19 protein-coding genes and 1 pseudogene are annotated in these 18,278 nt (G+C 70.1%); 2 read left to right on the forward strand and 18 right to left on the reverse strand.

The genetic code is table 11. The annotated features are described in order from the left end of the window. Nucleotides 1–24 precede the first annotated feature (24 nt). From tatA to ACFY6S_RS12575, 9 genes are all read right to left on the reverse strand, one after another. Nucleotides 25–309 (reverse strand): Sec-independent protein translocase subunit TatA, encoded by a 285-nt coding sequence (gene tatA, locus ACFY6S_RS12535; RefSeq protein ID WP_388826358.1) that lies wholly within the window; start codon nucleotides 307–309, stop codon nucleotides 25–27. A gap of 235 nt (nucleotides 310–544) precedes the next feature. After that, the gene (locus ACFY6S_RS12540; protein WP_388826361.1) at nucleotides 545–742 is read right to left on the reverse strand and encodes a hypothetical protein; all 198 of its coding nucleotides are present in this window, start codon (nucleotides 740–742) and stop codon (nucleotides 545–547) included. 91 nt (nucleotides 743–833) lie between these two features. Then, the gene (locus tag ACFY6S_RS12545; protein ID WP_388826364.1) at nucleotides 834–1,094 is read right to left on the reverse strand and encodes a hypothetical protein; all 261 of its coding nucleotides are present in this window, start codon (nucleotides 1,092–1,094) and stop codon (nucleotides 834–836) included. A gap of 130 nt (nucleotides 1,095–1,224) precedes the next feature. Next, the gene (locus ACFY6S_RS12550) at nucleotides 1,225–2,181 is read right to left on the reverse strand and encodes a helix-turn-helix transcriptional regulator (RefSeq protein ID WP_388826367.1); all 957 of its coding nucleotides are present in this window, start codon (nucleotides 2,179–2,181) and stop codon (nucleotides 1,225–1,227) included. Between the two features lie 17 nt (nucleotides 2,182–2,198). Further along, nucleotides 2,199–3,155, reverse strand: a complete 957-nt coding sequence (locus ACFY6S_RS12555) for a helix-turn-helix transcriptional regulator (RefSeq protein ID WP_388826370.1) — start codon at nucleotides 3,153–3,155, stop codon at nucleotides 2,199–2,201. A gap of 144 nt (nucleotides 3,156–3,299) precedes the next feature. Next, complete coding sequence (locus ACFY6S_RS12560; protein ID WP_388826373.1) at nucleotides 3,300–3,671, reverse strand: FKBP-type peptidyl-prolyl cis-trans isomerase; 372 nt, start codon at nucleotides 3,669–3,671, stop codon at nucleotides 3,300–3,302. A 42-nt stretch (nucleotides 3,672–3,713) separates the two neighbouring features. Beyond that, a complete protein-coding gene (locus tag ACFY6S_RS12565; protein WP_388826375.1) occupies nucleotides 3,714–4,646 on the reverse strand; it encodes an FKBP-type peptidyl-prolyl cis-trans isomerase in 933 nt (310 codons plus the stop codon). Between the two features lie 119 nt (nucleotides 4,647–4,765). Then, nucleotides 4,766–6,127, reverse strand: coding sequence for a Pup--protein ligase (pafA, locus tag ACFY6S_RS12570; protein WP_388826378.1), 1,362 nt, complete (start codon nucleotides 6,125–6,127; stop codon nucleotides 4,766–4,768). Between the two features lie 9 nt (nucleotides 6,128–6,136). Next, nucleotides 6,137–7,405, reverse strand: a complete 1,269-nt coding sequence (locus ACFY6S_RS12575; protein ID WP_388826381.1) for an MFS transporter — start codon at nucleotides 7,403–7,405, stop codon at nucleotides 6,137–6,139. 133 nt (nucleotides 7,406–7,538) lie between these two features. Here ACFY6S_RS12575 and ACFY6S_RS12580 point away from each other — a divergent pair, with 133 nt between their 5' ends. Then, nucleotides 7,539–8,588 carry a LacI family DNA-binding transcriptional regulator gene (locus ACFY6S_RS12580; protein WP_388826384.1) on the forward strand — a complete coding sequence of 350 codons (1,050 nt, stop codon included), beginning with the start codon at nucleotides 7,539–7,541 and terminating at the stop codon, nucleotides 8,586–8,588. A gap of 72 nt (nucleotides 8,589–8,660) precedes the next feature. On the opposite strand, the gene prcA is transcribed toward ACFY6S_RS12580, so the two are convergent. The 6 genes and pseudogenes from prcA to arc all read right to left on the reverse strand — a co-directional run bounded on the left by prcA (nucleotide 8,661) and on the right by arc (nucleotide 14,541). Further along, on the reverse strand, nucleotides 8,661–9,491 hold the full coding sequence (gene prcA, locus ACFY6S_RS12585) for a proteasome subunit alpha (RefSeq protein ID WP_388826387.1): 831 nt from the start codon (nucleotides 9,489–9,491) through the stop codon (nucleotides 8,661–8,663). Nucleotides 9,492–9,532: 41 nt separating this feature from the next. Next, the gene (gene prcB / locus ACFY6S_RS12590; RefSeq protein ID WP_388826390.1) at nucleotides 9,533–10,378 is read right to left on the reverse strand and encodes a proteasome subunit beta; all 846 of its coding nucleotides are present in this window, start codon (nucleotides 10,376–10,378) and stop codon (nucleotides 9,533–9,535) included. After that, nucleotides 10,330–10,518 (reverse strand): annotated as a pseudogene (locus ACFY6S_RS12595) (endonuclease domain-containing protein); the annotation flags it as partial. The pseudogene ACFY6S_RS12595 and the gene prcB, both read right to left, overlap by 49 nt. Before the next feature lie 126 nt (nucleotides 10,519–10,644). Continuing rightward, nucleotides 10,645–10,863 (reverse strand): ubiquitin-like protein Pup, encoded by a 219-nt coding sequence (locus ACFY6S_RS12600; RefSeq protein WP_388826393.1) that lies wholly within the window; start codon nucleotides 10,861–10,863, stop codon nucleotides 10,645–10,647. A 142-nt stretch (nucleotides 10,864–11,005) separates the two neighbouring features. Then, nucleotides 11,006–12,517 (reverse strand): depupylase/deamidase Dop, encoded by a 1,512-nt coding sequence (dop, locus tag ACFY6S_RS12605; protein ID WP_388826396.1) that lies wholly within the window; start codon nucleotides 12,515–12,517, stop codon nucleotides 11,006–11,008. Between the two features lie 257 nt (nucleotides 12,518–12,774). Further along, the gene (arc, locus tag ACFY6S_RS12610) at nucleotides 12,775–14,541 is read right to left on the reverse strand and encodes a proteasome ATPase (RefSeq protein ID WP_388826399.1); all 1,767 of its coding nucleotides are present in this window, start codon (nucleotides 14,539–14,541) and stop codon (nucleotides 12,775–12,777) included. A gap of 253 nt (nucleotides 14,542–14,794) precedes the next feature. Here arc and ACFY6S_RS12615 point away from each other — a divergent pair, with 253 nt between their 5' ends. Then, nucleotides 14,795–15,115 (forward strand): ferredoxin, encoded by a 321-nt coding sequence (locus ACFY6S_RS12615; RefSeq protein WP_388826401.1) that lies wholly within the window; start codon nucleotides 14,795–14,797, stop codon nucleotides 15,113–15,115. Between the two features lie 116 nt (nucleotides 15,116–15,231). Here ACFY6S_RS12615 and ACFY6S_RS12620 read toward each other — a convergent pair whose 3' ends face one another. The 3 genes from ACFY6S_RS12620 to ACFY6S_RS12630 form a co-directional block, all read right to left on the reverse strand. Then, nucleotides 15,232–15,813, reverse strand: a complete 582-nt coding sequence (locus ACFY6S_RS12620; protein ID WP_388826404.1) for a hypothetical protein — start codon at nucleotides 15,811–15,813, stop codon at nucleotides 15,232–15,234. A 213-nt stretch (nucleotides 15,814–16,026) separates the two neighbouring features. Further along, nucleotides 16,027–16,932 (reverse strand): tRNA (adenine-N1)-methyltransferase, encoded by a 906-nt coding sequence (locus ACFY6S_RS12625; RefSeq protein WP_388826407.1) that lies wholly within the window; start codon nucleotides 16,930–16,932, stop codon nucleotides 16,027–16,029. A gap of 71 nt (nucleotides 16,933–17,003) precedes the next feature. After that, nucleotides 17,004–18,245: a site-2 protease family protein gene (locus ACFY6S_RS12630; RefSeq protein WP_388826410.1), complete on the reverse strand. Its 1,242-nt coding sequence runs from the start codon at nucleotides 18,243–18,245 to the stop codon at nucleotides 17,004–17,006. Between the last annotated feature and the right edge of the window lie 33 nt (nucleotides 18,246–18,278).

Here is an 18,278-nt window from a genome sequence, read left to right on the forward strand (position 1 = left end):
ACGTCGCTGTGGTCGGTGGTCGCGTCAGCTCTGCGCGGTGCGGTTCTGCTCGGTGACGGGACGAGCGCTGGACACATCACCCGGCGCGGCCTGGATGGTGCGCGCTGCGGTCTGCGGCGCCGCGGCGTCGGGCTCGGCTGCGGCCGGGGCCGGCTCGTCGTCCTTCTTCATGGCCTTGGCCTCGCTCTTGAGGATGCGGGCCGACTTGCCGAGCGAACGCGCCATGTCGGGCAGCTTCTTGGCACCGAACAAAAGAACGATGATGCCGATGATCAGAAGGAGCTCGAGAGGCTTGAGATTGCCGATCATGGACGACTTCCTTCTCACTGGGCGGCTGGTGGGGGGCTGCCGGTACCGCCGAACGTACGTCTGGCCAGGATGCTCCCAGCGATCGTAACGTGCGGGGGTGAACGAAGGGCAATCCCCGTGCGTACTTCGGTATCCGTCCCCCGGCCCGCACACGCCGGGCCCCGCTCAGCAGCGTACCCGCTGAAAACTCCGCACAGGAGGGGGCGTACCCGTACGGAAAGCACCCGTACGGAAACTAGCGGAGCGCGTCCCCCGTGGCGGCCAGCCGGGTCGCCGCCCGCTCCAGGTCCTCGGCCGCCAGGTTGATGCGCTCGGCGGTGGCGGCGACCTGCCGGCCCAGCCGCCGGGCTTCGAGGAAGACACGGACCGCCAGCACGCCGAGTACGGCGATCCCGCAGAAACCCAGGGCGATGGCGAGCATGGGCCAGAACATGGACGGAACCTCTGCCGTTCTACGGAGGGGAGTACGCACCGGGCGCGGCGCGGGTGCGGGTGCGGGTGCGGGTGCGGGTGCGGGTGGGGTTCTACGGGGTGGAGTGCAGTCGCAGCGTGCGCACTCCGCCGCCGGTGAGGAGTTCCACGATCCGCTCCCCCGCCGGCTTGCGGACGGCCGCTTCGCATTCGGGGCAGGTGAAGGAGTAGAAAGTGGTGCTGCGGCTGGCCCCGATCGCCAGCCGCAGCGCCCCGGCGGACAGCTCGAAGGCGGCGCGGCACTCGGGACAGGCGGCCTTGAAGAGGACCGGGATCACGGTCGAGAGCCCCGGCAGCCCAGAAGTCGCCGACATTGTTCGTGGTTCTCCCTCGTCGTCGTGCTGCACGCTTCGTGTGTCGTACGTGTGCGCTGTGCTCGTGCGTCGCGCGCGGCCCCGGCCGTCCCGCGGCCCGTTCTCCGGCGCCCGCGGGAGGCCGCCCGGCTCAGCCCCGGCCGGCGTAAGCGGCGAGCGCCTCGGCCGCCGCCCGCCGCGCGCTCTCGGCCACCTCCGGCGGGGAGACGATCCGGCCGTCACCGCCGAGCCGCAGCGCGAGCCTCCCCAGTGAGGCGGGCTCGGGGGTGCGCAGCGTGATCCGGAGCCCGCCGTCGGGCAGCTCGGCCGCGCTGTCGTGCGGGTAGTACTCGGCCACCCAGCGACCGCCGGGGCCCACCTCTATCACCACCTCGGGGTCCTCGGCCGAGGGCTGCACCAGCCCCTCCGAGAGATCCCTCAGCTCCAGCTCGGGAGGGGCGGCCGGGGCGTCCAGCAGCTTGATCTCGGCCACCCGGTCGAGCCGGAACGTACGCCGGGCCTCGGAGAGCCGGCACCACGCCTCCATATAGGTGTGCCCCACGGCGAACAGCCGGATCGGGTCCACCTCGCGCTCCGTCAGCTCGTCGCGCGCCGGTGAGTAGTAGCGCAGCCAGAGCCGGCGGCGCTCGGAGATCGCGCGGTCGACCTCGGCGAACACGCCGCCCTCGGATTCGAAGATCACCGACAGCCTGGAGCTGGCACCGGCCGCCTCGCCCGCCGCGGTCTCCAGCTTGGCGGTGGCCCGCAGCAGCGCCTCCCGGTCGCCCTCGCGCAGCCCCGGCAGGGTGGCCACCGCACGGGCGGCGACGAGCAGCGCCGTCGCCTCGTCGGCGGCCAGCCGCAGCGGTTCGGCGACATCGTCCGGGTTGTGCCACCAGATGCGGTCGCCGTCGGTGTCGATGTCCAGCAGATCCCCGCCCCGGAAACTCGTCCCGCACATGGGCAGGACGTCGAGGTCGGAGATCAGCTCGTCCTCGCTGATGCCGAAGGCCCGGGCGACATCGCTGACGTGCGCGCCCGGTCGCTCCCGCAGATAGGTGACCAGCGAGAGCATCCGCCGGGTCTGGTCGATGGCGTTGGCTGCCATGGTTGTACGAGTCCCCCTCAGCCCAGGGCCACGGCGCGCAGCCGTTCCAGGACATCGGCCCGCAGGTCAGCGGGCTCCAGTACGAGCACGTCCGGGCCGAACTCCACCAGCCAGGCGTCGAGTCCGTGGCCGTACGGGATCTCCAGCTCGTCCCAGCCGTCGCCCAGCTCCCGCGACGACACCGCCCGGGCGCGCAGCGGGTAGCCGCATCCGGCGCGCAGCCTGATCACCGCGGAGCGGGTCGCGGTCTCGCCCGCCCAGGTCTCCACGGTCTCCCTGACGGTGACCACATCGGGTACGGGTGCGCTGAAGGCGCCCGCGCGGGAGCGGACCCGCCCGGAGATACGGGAGAGCCGGAAGACCCGCTCGGCGCCCCGGTCCCGGTCCCAGCCCGCCAGATACCAGTGTCCGCGCCAGCACTCCAGGGTCCAGGGCTCCACCTGGCGCGGCTCGGCCGTGGCGGCGTTGGCCTTGCGGTAGTCGAAGGCGACGGGGCGCCGGTCGCGGCAGGCGAGCATCAGCGGCTCGAAGGCGGCCTCGTGGACGGGGATCCGGGGCTCCAGAGCGCCGTGGTGTGCCTCGTACGAGTCCTCCGCCTCCGGCATCCCGGCGGCCCGCAGCTTCTGGAGCGCGCCGCTCGCCGCGCCCGCCAGCCGTGCCTGCTGCCAGACCTTGGCCGCGAGCCCCAGGGCCGCGGCCTCCTCGGCGTCGAGCGTGATCGCGGGGAGGCGGTTGCTGTCGCGGCGGGCCAGATAGCCCGCGTCGCCGTCCAGGCTCTCCACCGTCTCGATGACCAGGCCGAGTTCGCGCAGGTCTTCCTTGTCGCGCTCGAACATCCGGTTGAACGAGTCGTCGGTGCCCGCTTCCAGATACGCCTCGATGGAGCCCCGCAGCTCACGCTTGCTGAGCGGACGCCTGGTCCCGAGGAGACACAGCGCCAGATTCATCAGTCGCTCGGCCTTGGCAATGGCCATCGACGTCTCGCACCCCTTTTTGATCGTGCCGCCTGCGCCCGCTGACCGTACCGCTCCGGGGTGTCACCGCCAAAGTGGAGGGGGCCGGGCACGGCGGAGGGCCCGTGCCGGACGGCACGGGCCCTCATGATCCTGCCGCGCGACTCAGGCGGAGACGAGGTCGCAGACGAAGATCAGCGTCTCGCCCGGCGCGATGGCACTGCCGGCGCCCCGGTCCCCGTACGCGAGGTGCGCGGGGATGATCAGCTCACGACGACCGCCGACCTTCATGCCCTGCACACCCTTGTCCCAGCCCGCGATGACGTGTCCGGCACCGAGAGTGAACGGGAGCGGCGCGCCGCGGTTCCACGAGGCGTCGAACTCCTCACCGGTGGAGAAGGCCACGCCGACGTAGTGGACCTTGACCTGGGCGCCGGCCCGGGCCACCGGGCCGTCGCCCTCCCAGATGTCCCTGATCTGGAGATCGGCCGGCGGCTCGCCACCCGGGAAGTCGACCTCGGGCTTCTCGATGCTCACTGAACTGCTCCTCTAAATGATGAACGGGCAACCGGAACAGTCTTACACCTTCGCCAGGATGTCCACGGCGAACACCAGGGTGGAGTTCTTCGGGATGCCCTGCTGCTCCTGGCTGCCGAACGCCTGGTCGGGCGGGATCACGACCAGGATCCTGCTGCCGACCTTCTTGCCCACGATCCCCGACTTCAGGCCCTTCAGCGTGAGCTGCGGCAGCGGGAAGGTCGTCGTGCGGCCGGTCTTGTACGTCGAGTCGAACTCCTTGGCGCCCTTCCAGACGTACGCCGCGTAGTTCAGCACCACGGTGTCCGACTCCTTGACGACCTCGCCCTTGCTCTCCAGCACGTAGTCGGAGACCAGCTTCTTGGGCGGATCGGTCTTCGGGACGGTGACCTTCGGCTCCTTGCCGTCGTCATTGGTCCCGACGACGGGGAGCGCCTTGTCGTCCTGCGGAACGGCGGTGCCCTCGGCGGACTTCGGCACCTTGGTCGCCTTCAGGATGTCGACGACGAAGACGAGGGTGGAGTTGGCCTTGATGCCCGTCTGGGCCTGCGCGCCGTAACCCAGGTCCGGCGGGATCGACAGCTCGACCCGGCTGCCGACCTTCTGGCCTTCGAGGCCCTGGTCCCAGCCCTTGATGACCATGCCGGCGCCGAGCGTCAGGTCGAACGGCTGCTTGCGGTCGAAGCTGTTGTCGAACGGCTTGGCCGAGTCCCAGGTCTGTCCCAGATAGTTGACCTGGATCGCTTCGCCCTTGGCGACCTTCGCGCCGTCGCCCTGGCTCAGGACATCGACCTTCAGCTCCTTCGGCGGTGTGCCCTCCCCCTTGTCGAGGGTCGGCTTCTCTCCGAACTTGGCGCCCGCTGTGATGGCGGGGAGGCCGTTCTTGGACGGGGTGGAGTCGGAGCCTCCGTCGCTGCCGCACGCCGCACTCAGCAGCAGCACGGGGACAACGATGAGGCCGGCAAGTCGGCGCACGTGTTCCTCAGATCTCAGACGGCACGGTAGGCGCCCACTCTAAGGCGTGCCATGGGCCCCGTACGCGATATGTACGGGGCCCATGGGCGCCTTTTCCCCGATGGATGTCACATTGCGGCTCACATACCGGCGATGAGCTTTTCCACCCGTTCGTCCACGGAGCGGAACGGGTCTTTGCAGAGCACCGTGCGCTGCGCCTGGTCATTGAGCTTGAGATGCACCCAGTCGACGGTGAAGTCCCTGCGCTGTTCCTGGGCCCGGCGGATGAAATCGCCGCGCAGTCGCGCCCTGGTGGTCTGCGGGGGCACCGACTTGCCCTCGAAGATCTTCATGTCATTGCAGATCCGGGCGGCCTGGCCCTTCTTCTCCAGCAGGTAATAGAGACCGCGCCGTCGGTGGATGTCATGGTAGGCGAGGTCTATCTGAGCGACCCTCGGATGCGACATCGTCATGTTGTGCTTGGCCCGGTACCGCTCGATGAGCTGGTATTTCATGACCCAGTCGATCTCGGTGCCGATACGGTCGAGGTCCTCCGCCTCGATCGCGTCCAGTGTGCGGCCCCACAGCTCCAGGACCTGTTCGACGGTGCCGGTACGGATTCCCCGGCGGTCCACGAAGTCCACGGCCTTCTCGTAGTACTCGCGCTGGATCTCCAGGGCGGACGCCTCCCGGCCGCTCGCCAGCCGGACCCTGCGCTGGCCGGTGAGGTCGTGGCTGACCTCGCGGATCGCCCGGATGGGGTTCTCCAGGGTCAGATCGCGCATCACCGTGCCCGCCTCGATCATGCGCAGCACGAGATCGGTGGCGCCGACCTTGAGCAGCATGGTCGTCTCGGACATGTTCGAGTCGCCGACGATGACGTGGAGACGCCGGTAGCGCTCGGCGTCGGCGTGCGGTTCGTCGCGGGTGTTGATGATCGGACGGGAGCGGGTGGTGGCGGAGCTGACGCCTTCCCAGATGTGCTCGGCGCGCTGGCTGGCGCAGTAGACGGCTCCCCGGGGGGTCTGGAGCACCTTGCCGGCGCCGCAGATGAGCTGCCGGGTGACGAGGAAGGGGATGAGGATGTCCGCGAGCCGGGAGAACTCTCCGTGGCGGGCGACGAGATAGTTCTCGTGGCAGCCGTAGGAGTTTCCCGCCGAGTCGGTGTTGTTCTTGAAGAGATAGACGTCGCCCGCGATTCCCTCCTCGTGCAGGCGGCGTTCGGCGTCGACGAGCAGTCCTTCGAGAATGCGCTCGCCCGCTTTGTCGTGCGTGACCAGTTCGGTCACGTTGTCGCATTCGGGAGTCGCGTATTCCGGATGCGAACCCACGTCGAGGTAGAGGCGGGCGCCGTTCCGCAGGAAGACATTGCTGCTGCGGCCCCATGACACAACACGGCGGAAGAGGTAGCGCGCCACTTCGTCAGGTGACAGTCGGCGCTGTCCCCTGAACGTGCACGTGACGCCGTACTCGTTCTCCAGCCCGAAAATGCGGCGGTCCATGTCTGAACATTACGCCTGATGCCCTGAGCTGAAACCGGGTTCGGCCGCACCGCTCGGATCATTTTCCGTCCGGACGGCGGCGCCGGCCGGGCGGACGGGCGCGACGAGCAGCCGCTGAGTGGCCAACAGGACCAGCAGCGCGGCGAACCCGCCCGCCCCCGCGACGCCGAAGCTCGCGGCCGTACCGCCGATCTCGACGGCGGGTCCGGCGGCGGCGGTGCCGAGTGCGGCGCCGACGCCGAAGGTGGTCACGAGCCAGGAGAACGCCTCGGTGACGGTGCCGCGCGGGGCGTGCCGGTCGACGACGATGAAGGCGCAGGCGATGGCGGGCGCCAGGAAGAAGCCGGCGAGGGCGCAGAGCCCGATCATCGGGAGGACGCCGGGGACGAGCGTCAGCGGCAGACAGCACACGGCCAGCAGCGCGACGATGACCCGCAGCCGGCGTTCGGGGGTGGCGCTCCACTGTCTGGCCCCGTACCCCAGCCCGCCCACCAGCGCGCCGAGGCCGAGCGCCGCCATCAGCCAGCCGTAGACGGACTCGCGTCCCTGGTCGTCGGCGTACGCCACGCCGGCGACGGTGATCGAGCCGAGGGCGAGCCCGATGAAGAGGAACGCGCCGAGCAGGGCGAGCAGTCCCGGCGAGCGCAGGGCGCCGAGCCAGTGCGCCTCACGGGGTGCGGAGCGCCAGCGGCGGGAGGGCTCGGAGACGACCACGGAGAGCGCGCCGAGTACGCCGATGGCGTTGATGACGAGCAACGCGGCGGCCGGGGACCAGAGGGAGACCAGCAGGGTGACGAGCAGCGGGCCGACCGTGAACATGACTTCCTGGGCCACCGCGTCCATGGCGTATGCCCGGTGGACCCGTTCCTCGCCGCCGAGGACGCCGGGCCACAGCGCCCGCAGCCCGCCCTCCAGCGGTGGGGTGAACACACCCGCGACCGCGACGGCCGTGTAGGCGAGGAGCGGGGAGTCCGTTCCGACGAGGACGAGCAGCACCACCCCCGCGGCGGAGACCACGGCGGCGGGCAGCTGCACCCGGGGCTGGCCGTGGAGGTCGACGGCCCGGCCGAGCAGCGGCTGGCCGATCGCCGTGCCGATGCCGTAGACGGCCGCGAGCGCTCCGGCGAGGCTGTAGCTGCCGCCGCTCGCCCGGGCGAGCAGGACGATGGCGATGGGCGCCGTGGCGTTCGGCAGCCGTCCCACCAGTGTGCCGGTCAGCAGCCTCGCGGCGTGCGGTGCTTTGAGGATGTCCGCGTACCCGGTGGTTCCGCCGGCCATGTGCCCGTCCCTCGTTCTGTGCTCGGCGCTCTCGCGAGCGTCGGGTTTTACGTATAACGTCGGTGTCATACGTACCATGAGCGCAGTCTGCGGGTCCACCGCGATTCTCACCGCACCACGGAGAGCGACAGCGATGACAGAGCGGTCCGCCAGGCCCACGAGCAGGGATGTGGCACGGGCGGCGGGCGTGTCCCAGGCCACGGTCTCCCTCGTCCTCGGCGGCAAGTGGCCCGGCCGGGTCTCCGAGCGGACCGCCGGGCTGGTGCGGGAGGCGGCGCTGACGCTCGGCTACCGGCCCAATCTGGCGGCGCGCAATCTGCGGCTCGGCACGACCAGGACGGCGCTGCTGGTGGTGCCGGCGCTCACCAACGAGTTCTTCGCGCGGGTCTACACCGGCGCCGCCGAGGTGGCCGCCGAGCACGGCTTCGGCGTGGTCCTCTACCCCTCGCCCGCCGGGGTGGGGCCGGCCAGGGACCCGTTCGCCTCGTCGCGGGCGGCGCTGGACGGGGTGATCGCGTCCTCCATGGCGGCCGACGCGCTCGACGCGATCCGGGGCACGGACGGGGCGGATCTGCCCCTGGTGATGCTGGACAGCGATCCGGCGGCCCCGGGCACCGCCGCCCGGGTGAATCTCGATATCGCGGACGGCATGCGGCAGGTGACCGAACATGTGCTCGGGCTCGGCCACCGCCGGCTGCTCCATCTGGCCTCCGGCGTCGCCTCCTGGACCTTCGACGTCCGGTCCGACGCCCTGGCGCGGGCGGTACGGAAGGTACCGGGCGCGGTCGTCCGGAGCGCGTCCGCCGCGCTGGACGTCGACGCCGCGCGGGTGGCCGTGGAAGGCGCCCTCGCCGCGCCGGGCCCCCGCCCCACCGCGGTGGTCTGCGACGACGACGTCCTGGCCGCCGGCGCCTGCAAGGCGGTACGGCGGCTGGGGCTGCGGGTGCCCGAGGACATCTCGGTCACCGGCTTCGACGACCTGGCACTGGCCTCGGCGGTGGAGCCGGAACTGACCACGGTACGGCTGCCGGCCGAACAGGTGGGCCGGCGCGGCATGTCGGCGCTGCTGAGGGTGCTGGACGGGCAGCGGCCGGAGACGGGGGACCTGCCGGTCTCCCTGATGGTCCGCGGCTCGACGGCGCCGCCCCGGGAACAGCACATCCGGGACGTCTCCTCACGGTAGCGCCGTCCGCCCGGCCGCCGACCCGCCCGTGCCCCCGGCGTCCGCTTCGGCGGGCCGGGGGCACGGGTGGCGCTACGCCTCGCCGTCCTCGGGCTTCTCGGCGGCGGACGTGTCGTCCGTCGTGGCGGCCGGCGTCGTGGCGGCCGGACCACCGTCCGGCTCCTCGGTGTCCGAGGGCGCGTCCGTCGGGGTGGAGGCCGCGCCGTCCGCCTCCAGCAGCCGGGAGAGCTGACGGCCGACGATCCGCTTGAACTTGCGCTGCTGGGGTCGCGTACGGTCCAGGACCGCCACTTCGAGCCGCTCCGCGGGGATCTCCCGCTCGCCGCCGTTGGTGTCCCTGGACAGCGCCTGGACGGCCAGCTTCAACGCCTCGGCGAGCGACATCCCCTCCCGGTGCCGCTGATCGAGATAGGTGCTGATCTGCTCCGAGCTGCCGCCGACCGCGACCGAGCCGTGCTCGTCCACGATCGATCCGTCGTGGGGCAGCCGGTAGATCTGGTCGCCGTCCACGGTGTCGCCCACCTCGGCGACGACCAGCTCGACCTCGTACGGCTTCTCCCCCGAGCTGGAGAAGATCGTGCCCAGCGTCTGGGCGTAGACGTTGGCCAGGCCACGGGCCGTCACATCGTCGCGGTCGTAGGTGTATCCCCGCAGATCGGCGTAGCGGACGCCACCGATGCGCAGATTCTCGTACTCGTTGTACTTACCGGCGGCGGCGAAGCCGATCCGGTCGTAGATCTCGCTGAACTTGTGCAGCGCGCGGGACGGGTTCTCGCCGACGAAGACGATGCCGTCGGCGTACTGGAGCACGACCAGGCTGCGACCGCGGGCGATGCCCTTACGGGCGTATTCCGCCCGGTCGGCCATGGCCTGCTGGGGTGAGACATAGAACGGCGTCGACACCGGCTATCCGTCCCTTTCTGTCAATGGCAGGTTCTGGTTCATCAGAGCAGCGCGGCGCGCGGGCCGTCGGGCTGGGTCAGCCGGCGCTCGAGGATCGCGCGGGCGATCTCGGAGGACTCGTCGTCGGTCAGCCGCCGGAAGCCCTCGTCCGTGATGACCGTGACGATCGGATAGATCCGGCGGGCCACATCGGGGCCGCCCGTCGCGGAGTCGTCGTCCGCCGCGTCGTACAGGGCCTGGATGACCAGGGTGGTGGCCTGCTGCTCCGTCAGGTCCTCGTGGTAGAGCTTCTTCATCGCGCCCCGGGCGAAGATCGAGCCCGAACCGGTGGACGCGTAGCCCTTCTCCTCGGAGCGGCCGCCCGTCACGTCGTACGAGAAGATGCGGCCCCGCTCGCGGTCCACGTCCCAGCCCGCGAAGATCGGCACGACGGCCAGGCCCTGCATGGCCATGGCCAGGTTGGAACGGATCATCGTGGAGAGCCGGTTGGCCTTGCCCTCCAGGGAGAGCTGCACCCCTTCGACCTTCTCGAAGTGCTCCAGCTCCAGCTGGAAGAGCTTGACCATCTCCACGGCGAGCCCGGCGGTGCCCGCGATGCCCACCGCCGAGTACTCGTCGGCGGGGAAGACCTTCTCGATGTCGCGCTGCGCGATCATGTTGCCCATCGTCGCCCGGCGGTCGCCGGCGAGGACCACTCCGCCGGGGAAGGTCACCGCGACGATCGTCGTGCCGTGCGGCGCCTCGATCGCGCCCTGAAGGGGCGGCAGCGAGCGGTTGCCGGGCAGCAGGTCCGGCGAGTTGTGGGACAGGAAGTCCATGAACGAGGACGAGCCGGGCGTCAGGAAGGCTGCTGGTAGACGCCCGGTGCTACGAGTGTTGGCTTCCACGCGTTTCCCTCCGGGTATGCGACGGCCCGACGCGTGGTGAGGGGAATGTCTCCCAACGTGCCGACGGCCGAATTGCAGTTGAAGCACAGTACGCCACGGACCCTACCCGCCCCGTGGCGGTGATCCACCTGAACCGCGGGACCGGTCCCGCGCCGGGGACGCGCCCCCGCGCGGGGGCGCGACGCGCCTCGCCACGGGGACCGTCGCACCGCGTCCGCCGCGGCGAGGGCATCGCCTCACCCGACCTCGCCGTTCACATCCGTGGACTACTGGCCGCCCTTTTGGACGAAGGAGCGCACGAAGTCCTCGGCGTTCTCCTCCAGCACGTCGTCGATCTCGTCGAGAACGGAGTCCACGTCGTCCGACAACTTCTCCTGGCGCTCCTTGAGGTCCTCGGACGCCTGCGCGTCCTGCGCCTGCTCCTCGGTCTGCTCGGTGGAACGCGTCGCCTTCTGCTGTCCGCCGTCGGTGTCCTTGGCCGCCATAACCCTCACCCCGCTCGGTTCGCCCCGCTCGATGTGACCTTCAAGATCCGACCCTACAAGGAGGGTCGGACATCGGCCCCGTGGTTCCTCGACCTCTTCGACGTCCAGGGGCCACCTCGATCATTCCCCGCGGGAACCCGTTTCAGCCTCCGGAGAGCACCCGGACCAGCTCCTCCGCCGTGCGGCAGCGGTCCAGCAGCTCCTTGACGTGGTTCCTGGTGCCGCGCAGCGGCTCCAGCGTGGGTACCCGCTGGAGCGAGTCGCGGCCCGGCAGGTCGAAGATGACCGAATCCCAGGAGGCGGCGGCCACGTCGTCCGCGTACTGCTCCAGGCAGCGGCCCCGGAAGTACGCCCTGGTGTCCTCGGGCGGGTCCGTCCTGGCGCGCTCGACGTCCCGCTCGTCCAGCAGCCGCCGCATCCTGCCGCGGGCCACCAGACGGTTGTAGAGGCCCTTCTCGGGGCGCACGTCGGCGTACTGGAGGTCCACGAGGTGCAGCCGGGGCGCGTCCCAGTCCAGGCCGTCCCGGCGGCGGTACCCCTCCAGTATCTCCCGCTTGGTGATCCAGTCCAGCTCGCCCGACAGGCTCATCGGGTCGTTCTCCAGCCGGTTGAGCGTGTCCTCCCACCGGGCGAGGACATCCTTGGTCTGCTCGTCGGCGTCGGGTCCGTACCGCTCCTCGACGTACTTCCTGGCCAGCTCGTAGTACTCCATCTGAAGCTGGACGGCGGTGAGTGTCCGGCCGCTGCGGAGAGTGACCAACTGGCCGAGGGTGGGGTCGTGCGAGACCTGGTGCAGGGTACGGACCGGCTGGTCGACGGCGAGGTCGACGTTGATGAAGCCGTCCTCGATCATGGAGAGCACCAGCGAGGTGGTGCCGAGCTTGAGATAGGTGGAGATCTCCGACAGGTTGGCGTCACCGATGATCACGTGCAGCCTGCGGTACTTCTCCGCGTCCGAATGGGGCTCGTCGCGGGTGTTGATGATGGGGCGCTTGAGGGTCGTCTCCAGCCCCACCTCGACCTCGAAGTAGTCCGCGCGCTGGCTGATCTGGAAGCCGTGCTCGTGGCCGTCCTGGCCGATGCCGACCCGGCCCGCGCCCGTCACGACCTGCCGGGAGACGAAGAACGGCGTCAGATGGCGCACGATGTCCGAGAAGGGGGTCTCCCGCTTCATCAGGTAGTTCTCGTGCGTGCCGTAGGACGCGCCCTTGTTGTCGGTGTTGTTCTTGTACAGGTGGATCGGCTGGGCGCCGGGGAGCTGCGCGGCCCGCTCGGCGGCCTCGGCCATGACGCGCTCGCCGGCCTTGTCCCAGAGGACCGCGTCGCGCGGGTTGGTGATCTCCGGGGAGCTGTACTCCGGATGGGCGTGGTCGACGTAGAGCCGAGCGCCGTTCGTGAGGATCACATTGGCCAGGCCGATGTCCTCGTCGGTGAGCTGACTGGAGTCGGCGGTCTCGCGGGCGAGGTCGAAGCCGCGGGCGTCCCGCAGCGGATTCTCCTCCTCGAAGTCCCAGCGGGCCCGCCGCGCCCGGTGCATCGCCGCCGCGTAGGCGTTGACGATCTGGGACGAGGTGAGCATGGCATTGGCGTTCGGGTGGCCCGGAACGGAGATGCCGTACTCCGTCTCGATGCCCATTACTCGCCGTACGGTCATGCGGCCCTCCTAGCCCGGCGGCGCTCCCCTCCGGGAAGCGGCGCTCAAGTCCGCTGCGTCCGAGTTGCACGTGCGGTGCCCGTCCCGCACCGCGTGACGCCGCGGTACGAACGAGACTAGAACGCCGCCGCTCCGGAGGGGAGATCATTTCCGTCATTGGCCTGGTGTGGTGGACGGTGCGGGGGTAGCGGGGGGTGAATGGGCGGAAAGCAACCGGCTGCGGATGCCCTTCCGGACATCCGCAGCCGGTCCGCGCTCTACAGGTACTGGCCGGTGTTGGCCACCGTGTCGATGGAGCGTCCGGTGTCCGCGCCCTGCTTTCCGGTCACCAGGGTGCGGATGAAGACGATCCGCTCGCCCTTCTTTCCGGAGATACGGGCCCAGTCGTCGGGGTTGGTGGTGTTCGGCAGGTCCTCGTTCTCCTTGAACTCGTCCACACATGCCTGGAGGAGATGGGAGACCCGCAGACCCTTCTGATTGTGGTCCAGGAATGCCTTGATGGCCATCTTCTTGGCCCGGTCGACAATGTTCTGGATCATCGCGCCGGAGTTGAAGTCCTTGAAATAGAGGACTTCCTTGTCGCCGTTGGCGTACGTGACCTCAAGGAAGCGGTTCTCCTCGGACTCCGCGTACATCTGCTCCACCACGGACTGGATCATTCCGTGGGCGGTGGCCTCCCGGGAGCCCCGGTGCTCGGAAATGTCGTCCACGTGCAGCGGCAGCGTGGAGGTGAGGTACTTCGCGAAGATGTCCTTCGCGGCCTCCGCGTCCGGACGCTCGATCTTGATCTTCACATCGAGCCGGCCGGGCCGCAGGATCGCGGGGTCGATCATGTCCTCGCGGTTGGAGGCGCCGATGACGATGACGTTCTCCAGGCCCTCCACACCGTCGATCTCGGCGAGCAGCTGCGGGACGATGGTGTTCTCCACGTCCGAGCTGACGCCGGATCCCCGGGTACGGAAGAGGGATTCCATCTCGTCGAAGAAGACGATGACGGGGGTGCCCTCGCTCGCCTTCTCCCGGGCACGCTGGAAGACCAGGCGGATATGGCGCTCGGTCTCCCCGACGTACTTGTTGAGCAGCTCCGGACCCTTGATGTTCAGGAAGTAGCTCTTCCCGGCGGGCCGGCCGGTCACCTCGGCGACCTTCTTGGCGAGCGAGTTGGCCACGGCCTTGGCGATCAGTGTCTTGCCGCAGCCGGGCGGACCGTAGAGCAGGATGCCCTTCGGCGGCCGCAGCTCGTGCTCCTTGAAGAGGTCCGGGTGGAGATACGGAAGCTCGACCGCGTCGCGGATCATCTCGATCTGGCCGCCCAGACCGCCGATCTTGTCGTAGTCGACGTCCGGGACCTCTTCGAGGACCAGTTCCTCGACCTCGCTCTTGGGAACCACTTCGTAGACATAGCCGGAGCGGGGTTCGAGCAGGAGGGCGTCGCCGGGGCGGATGGTGATGTCCAGCAGCGGCTCGGCCAGCCGCACCACCCGTTCCTCGTCGGTGTGCCCGATGACCAGGGCGCGCTCGCCGTCCTCGAGGATCTCCTTGAGGGTGACGATGTCCCCGGCCCGCTCGAAGGCCATCGCCTCGACCACATTGAGGGCCTCGTTGAGCATGACTTCCTGGCCGCGCCGAAGCTCGTCGAGCTCGACGCCCGGGCTGACGTTCACCCGGAGCTTGCGGCCGCCGGTGAAGATATCGGCCGTGCCGTCCTCATTCGCCTGCAGAAAGACGCCGAAGCCGGCCGGCGGCTGTGCGAGCCGGTCGACTTCTTCCTTGAGGGCCACGATCTGATCACGGGCCTCACGCAGCGTATTGGCGAGCCGCTCGTTCTGCGCGGACACCCCCGCCAGATTCGTCTGCAACTCGACGATCCGCTCTTCGAGAATTCTCGTGTGCCGCGGAGAGTCGGCGAGCTTGCGTCGCAGGACGGCGATTTCCTGCTCGAGATAGGCAACCTGGCCGGCTGGGTCTTCGGACCCCCGCCCGGGCCGGATGCCGCGGTTGATGTCGTCGTCGTGGGCTGCCACGGTCCTCACCTCCTCCAAGGGGAGCTGGACGCTTCCTGACCCTACCTGGGTGGGTGATGATTGAAACCCCTAGATCACAAAGACTGTCGGGGTGTGTCCCATCTTCACCCTTGCGCCCTCTCCCTCACGCGGAGGGAATACCCACCCAGCGGCGCCGGAAAGCCGCCGGTTGTATCGTCGAGGTGTTCAACACCGTCAGGGCTGGCGCGATTTACTCGAAACGCACCGCCCGGCGCAGCCGATGGCAGGAGAGATGACCGTGCAGCAGCAGGCTCCCACCGAAGGCGTCACCGAGACCGGTGAGCCGCTGGAGGTCTGGATCGACCAGGACCTCTGCACCGGCGACGGGATTTGCGCGCAGTACGCCCCGGACGTCTTCGAGCTGGACATCGACGGGCTGGCGTATGTGAAAAGCGCCGACGACGAGCTTCTCCAGTCCCCCGGAGCGACCACCCGCGTACCGCTGCCGCTCCTGCGCGACGTGGTGGATTCGGCCAAGGAATGTCCGGGCGACTGCATTCACGTGCGCCGGATCACGGACCGTGTCGAGGTGTACGGGCCCGACGCGGAGTGAGCGGTGCGGTGGACGGGACCCGGGGCGGGCCGGAGTCGGTGCGGCCCGGAGTCGGTGCGGCCCGGCGCCCGTTCGGCGGTGTGAGCGACTCGGTGTGAGCGACTCGGTGTGAGCGTTCACACACCCCGCGCGACAGGGCGCTCCCCGCGTACGAACGCGCCGTTCTTCCAGTGCCAGGAGACGTGCTCCTCCTGGTCGGGACAGCAGCTCGGCACCTCGGGGCCCGAGTAGCCCAGCAGCGTCGCCAGCACGGTCCCGTCGCGTATCGCGAAGTCGGGACCGACACTCCGCCGCTCCCCCGGGTCCACGAGCGTCGCCACGACCCGGGGCTCGCCGCCCGCGCCCGTCAGCACGTAGACACCGCTGGGCGGGGTGCCGGAGCCGGCTTCGCAGCGGACCACCGCCACGGTCTCCGGGGTGCCGTCGCCGTCGAGGTCCCCGTACGCCTTCTTCACCACGACCGTGCCCGCTCCCCCGCACTCCAGCGGGAAGTCCACCGCCGCCGGATCGGGGGCGGACGGTGCGGCCGGGCCGGGAGCGGCGGCCACCTGGTGGTCGCCCGGCTGGGAGGCGGTCGCGGCGCCGGGCTGCGACAGACTCGCCAGGCCCACCACACCGGCCAGCGCGGTGGCGGTCGCGAGCCAGTGGACCGGCCGGGGCCGGGCGTGCGCGAGGTCCGGAACGTCGGGGATCTGCACGCGGAGCGTCTCCTGTGAAGGCGGTGCCGACGGGTTTGATCGGGAGCGGGGAGGGACAGCATCGTGCCACAGGTCACAGCAGGCCGGCACACCGGGGTCAGTGCCGCGCGAGGTGTGCGGCGTCAACACGGAGAAGCCGCCGCCGAGTTCTCCCGGAGCGGGGAGAATCCGACGGCGGCTGCGGCGTGTTGACGGCCGGAGGGGGCGGCCCGGTCAGCGGGCCGCGCCTCCACTGGCGCTGCCCGGACCGTCGTAGTCGTCGCCGTACGCGCCCTTGGAGGGGCGGCGGCGGCGCAGCGGGGGCTCGACACCGTCCGCGAGGCGGCGGGCGGTCACCAGGAAGCCGGTGTGGCCGATCATCCGGTGGTCGGGGCGTACGGCGAGACCCTCGACGTGCCAGTTGCGGACCATCGACTCCCAGGCGGCCGGCTCGTTGAACGTGCCGAACTCCCGGATCGTCTCGACGGTGCGGGACAGCTGGGTGGTGGTCGCGACGTAGGCGCAGAGAATGCCGCCGGGCACGAGCGCCTTGGAGACGGCTTCGACGCACTCCCAGGGGGCGAGCATGTCGAGGATCACTCGGTCGACGTCGGTGTCCGACAGGTTGTCCTGAAGGTCACCGACTGTCAGTTCCCAGGCGGGGTGCGGTTCGCCGAAGTAGCGCTCGACGTTCTGCCGCGCGATGTCGGCGAAGTCCTGCCGGCGCTCGTAGGAGTGCAGCATGCCCTGGTCGCCGATGACGCGCAGCAGGAAGCTGCTGAGCGAGCCGGAGCCGACGCCGGCCTCGACGACGCGGGCGCCGGGGAAGATGTCGGCGAAGGCCAGGATCTGGCCGGCGTCCTTCGGATAGACCACCGCGGCTCCGCGGGGCATGGACAGGACATAGTCGGGGAGCAGGGGGCGCAGCGCGAGATAGGCGACGTTTCCCGTGGTGCGGACAACACTGCCCTCGGGAGCACCGATCAGCTCGTCGTGCGGGAAGGACCCTTTGTGGGTGTGGAAGTTCTTCCCGGCTTCGAGCGTGAACGTGTAGTGGCGTCCCTTGGGGTCGGTGAGCTGGACCTGGTCCCCGACCTTGAAGGGGCCGCGACGTCGGGCGGCACCGGTCGGTTCGGACATACGGTCAGCTTAACGCGTCTTTTCGGGGGCTCGGACCCCTCCCGCCGGGGGCCCGGCGGGAGCGCGCGGGTCTACTGCGGGCGGGCCATCGCGGAGACGAAGGCGCGCTCGACGTCCGCCGTCGAGAGGACTCCGTAGATCTCCCCCGTCTCCTCCAGCACCAGGTACTCGGTGGCGGGGCTGGCTCTGAGCCGTTCCAGCAGCGCTTCGCCCGCGAGGTCGGCGGGGACCTTCATGCCGTCCGTGAGGTCCTGGGCGAGGCCGCTGACGGCGACCCAGGGGCGGCGGTGCTGCGGGACCCCGACGATCGCGGACTCCCGGACCAGGGCCGTCGGCTCGCCCTGGCCGTCCACGACCACCAGGGCGCGGGCACCTGCCTCGTTGGCGCGGCGCAGCGCCTCGGAGAGCGGGGTGCCCGCCTCGACCGGGACGGCGCGCCGGGTGAGCGCGCGGGCCTGGAGTTCGGGGAGGTGCTCGCGGAGCCTGGCCATCCGGAGGCTGTTGCCCGCGCCGGTCCAGATGATGGCGGCCAGGATGGCGGCGAGCAGCGCGTCGGTGACGGTCTCCATTCCGCTGACGTCACGAGTCGAGGAGGAGAGCGCGCCCGTACGGGTGAGGAGCGGGAGGCCGACCAGGACGGCGACGGCCAGCGCCCGGCCGACCCAGGCGGCCGCGACGGTGCCGCTCATGGGCTTGCCGGTGATCTTCCAGACGACGGCACGCAGCATCCGGCCGCCGTCGAGCGGAAGGCCGGGCAGCAGGTTGAAGGCGGCGACGATCAGGTTGGAGACCATCAGGCCGGCGAACAGGACTCCGGGGACGGTGCCCGGCTCGACGGTCAGCAGGCAGAGGTAGAAGATGCCGGAGAGCACCAGCGAGAGCAGCGGTCCGACGAACGCGAGGACGAACTCGCGGCCCGGGGTCTCGGTCTCCTTCTCGATCTCGGAGACGCCGCCGAAGAACTGGAGCTGGATACGGCGCACGGGCAGTTTGAAGCGCAGGGCCGCGACCGTGTGCGCGAGTTCGTGCACGAGTACGGAGGCGTAGAAGGCGACGGCGAAGAACAGCGCCACCAGATACCGCAGGTTGCCCAGCTCGGGAAGGACCCGGCCGAGCTGGCCGCCGAAGATCCAGGTGATGAGCGCGGCCACCACGAACCAGCTGGGGGCGACGTAGACGGGCACGCCGAAGGGGCGGCCCATGAGAATGCCACCGCCGGGATCCTCGCGGCGCGGCGGCTTGCCGCCGGGGCCCGAGTCCCCCTTGCCGGGCTGCGGCCGCTCGCTCTTGCCGCCCTCGTCGTCCTCTTTCACGGGTTCCCTTCGTCGGCAGTGTCGCTCGCTCGA

The organism is Streptomyces sp. NPDC012835, from assembly GCF_042900885.1.
GTDB lineage: Bacteria > Actinomycetota > Actinomycetes > Streptomycetales > Streptomycetaceae > Streptomyces.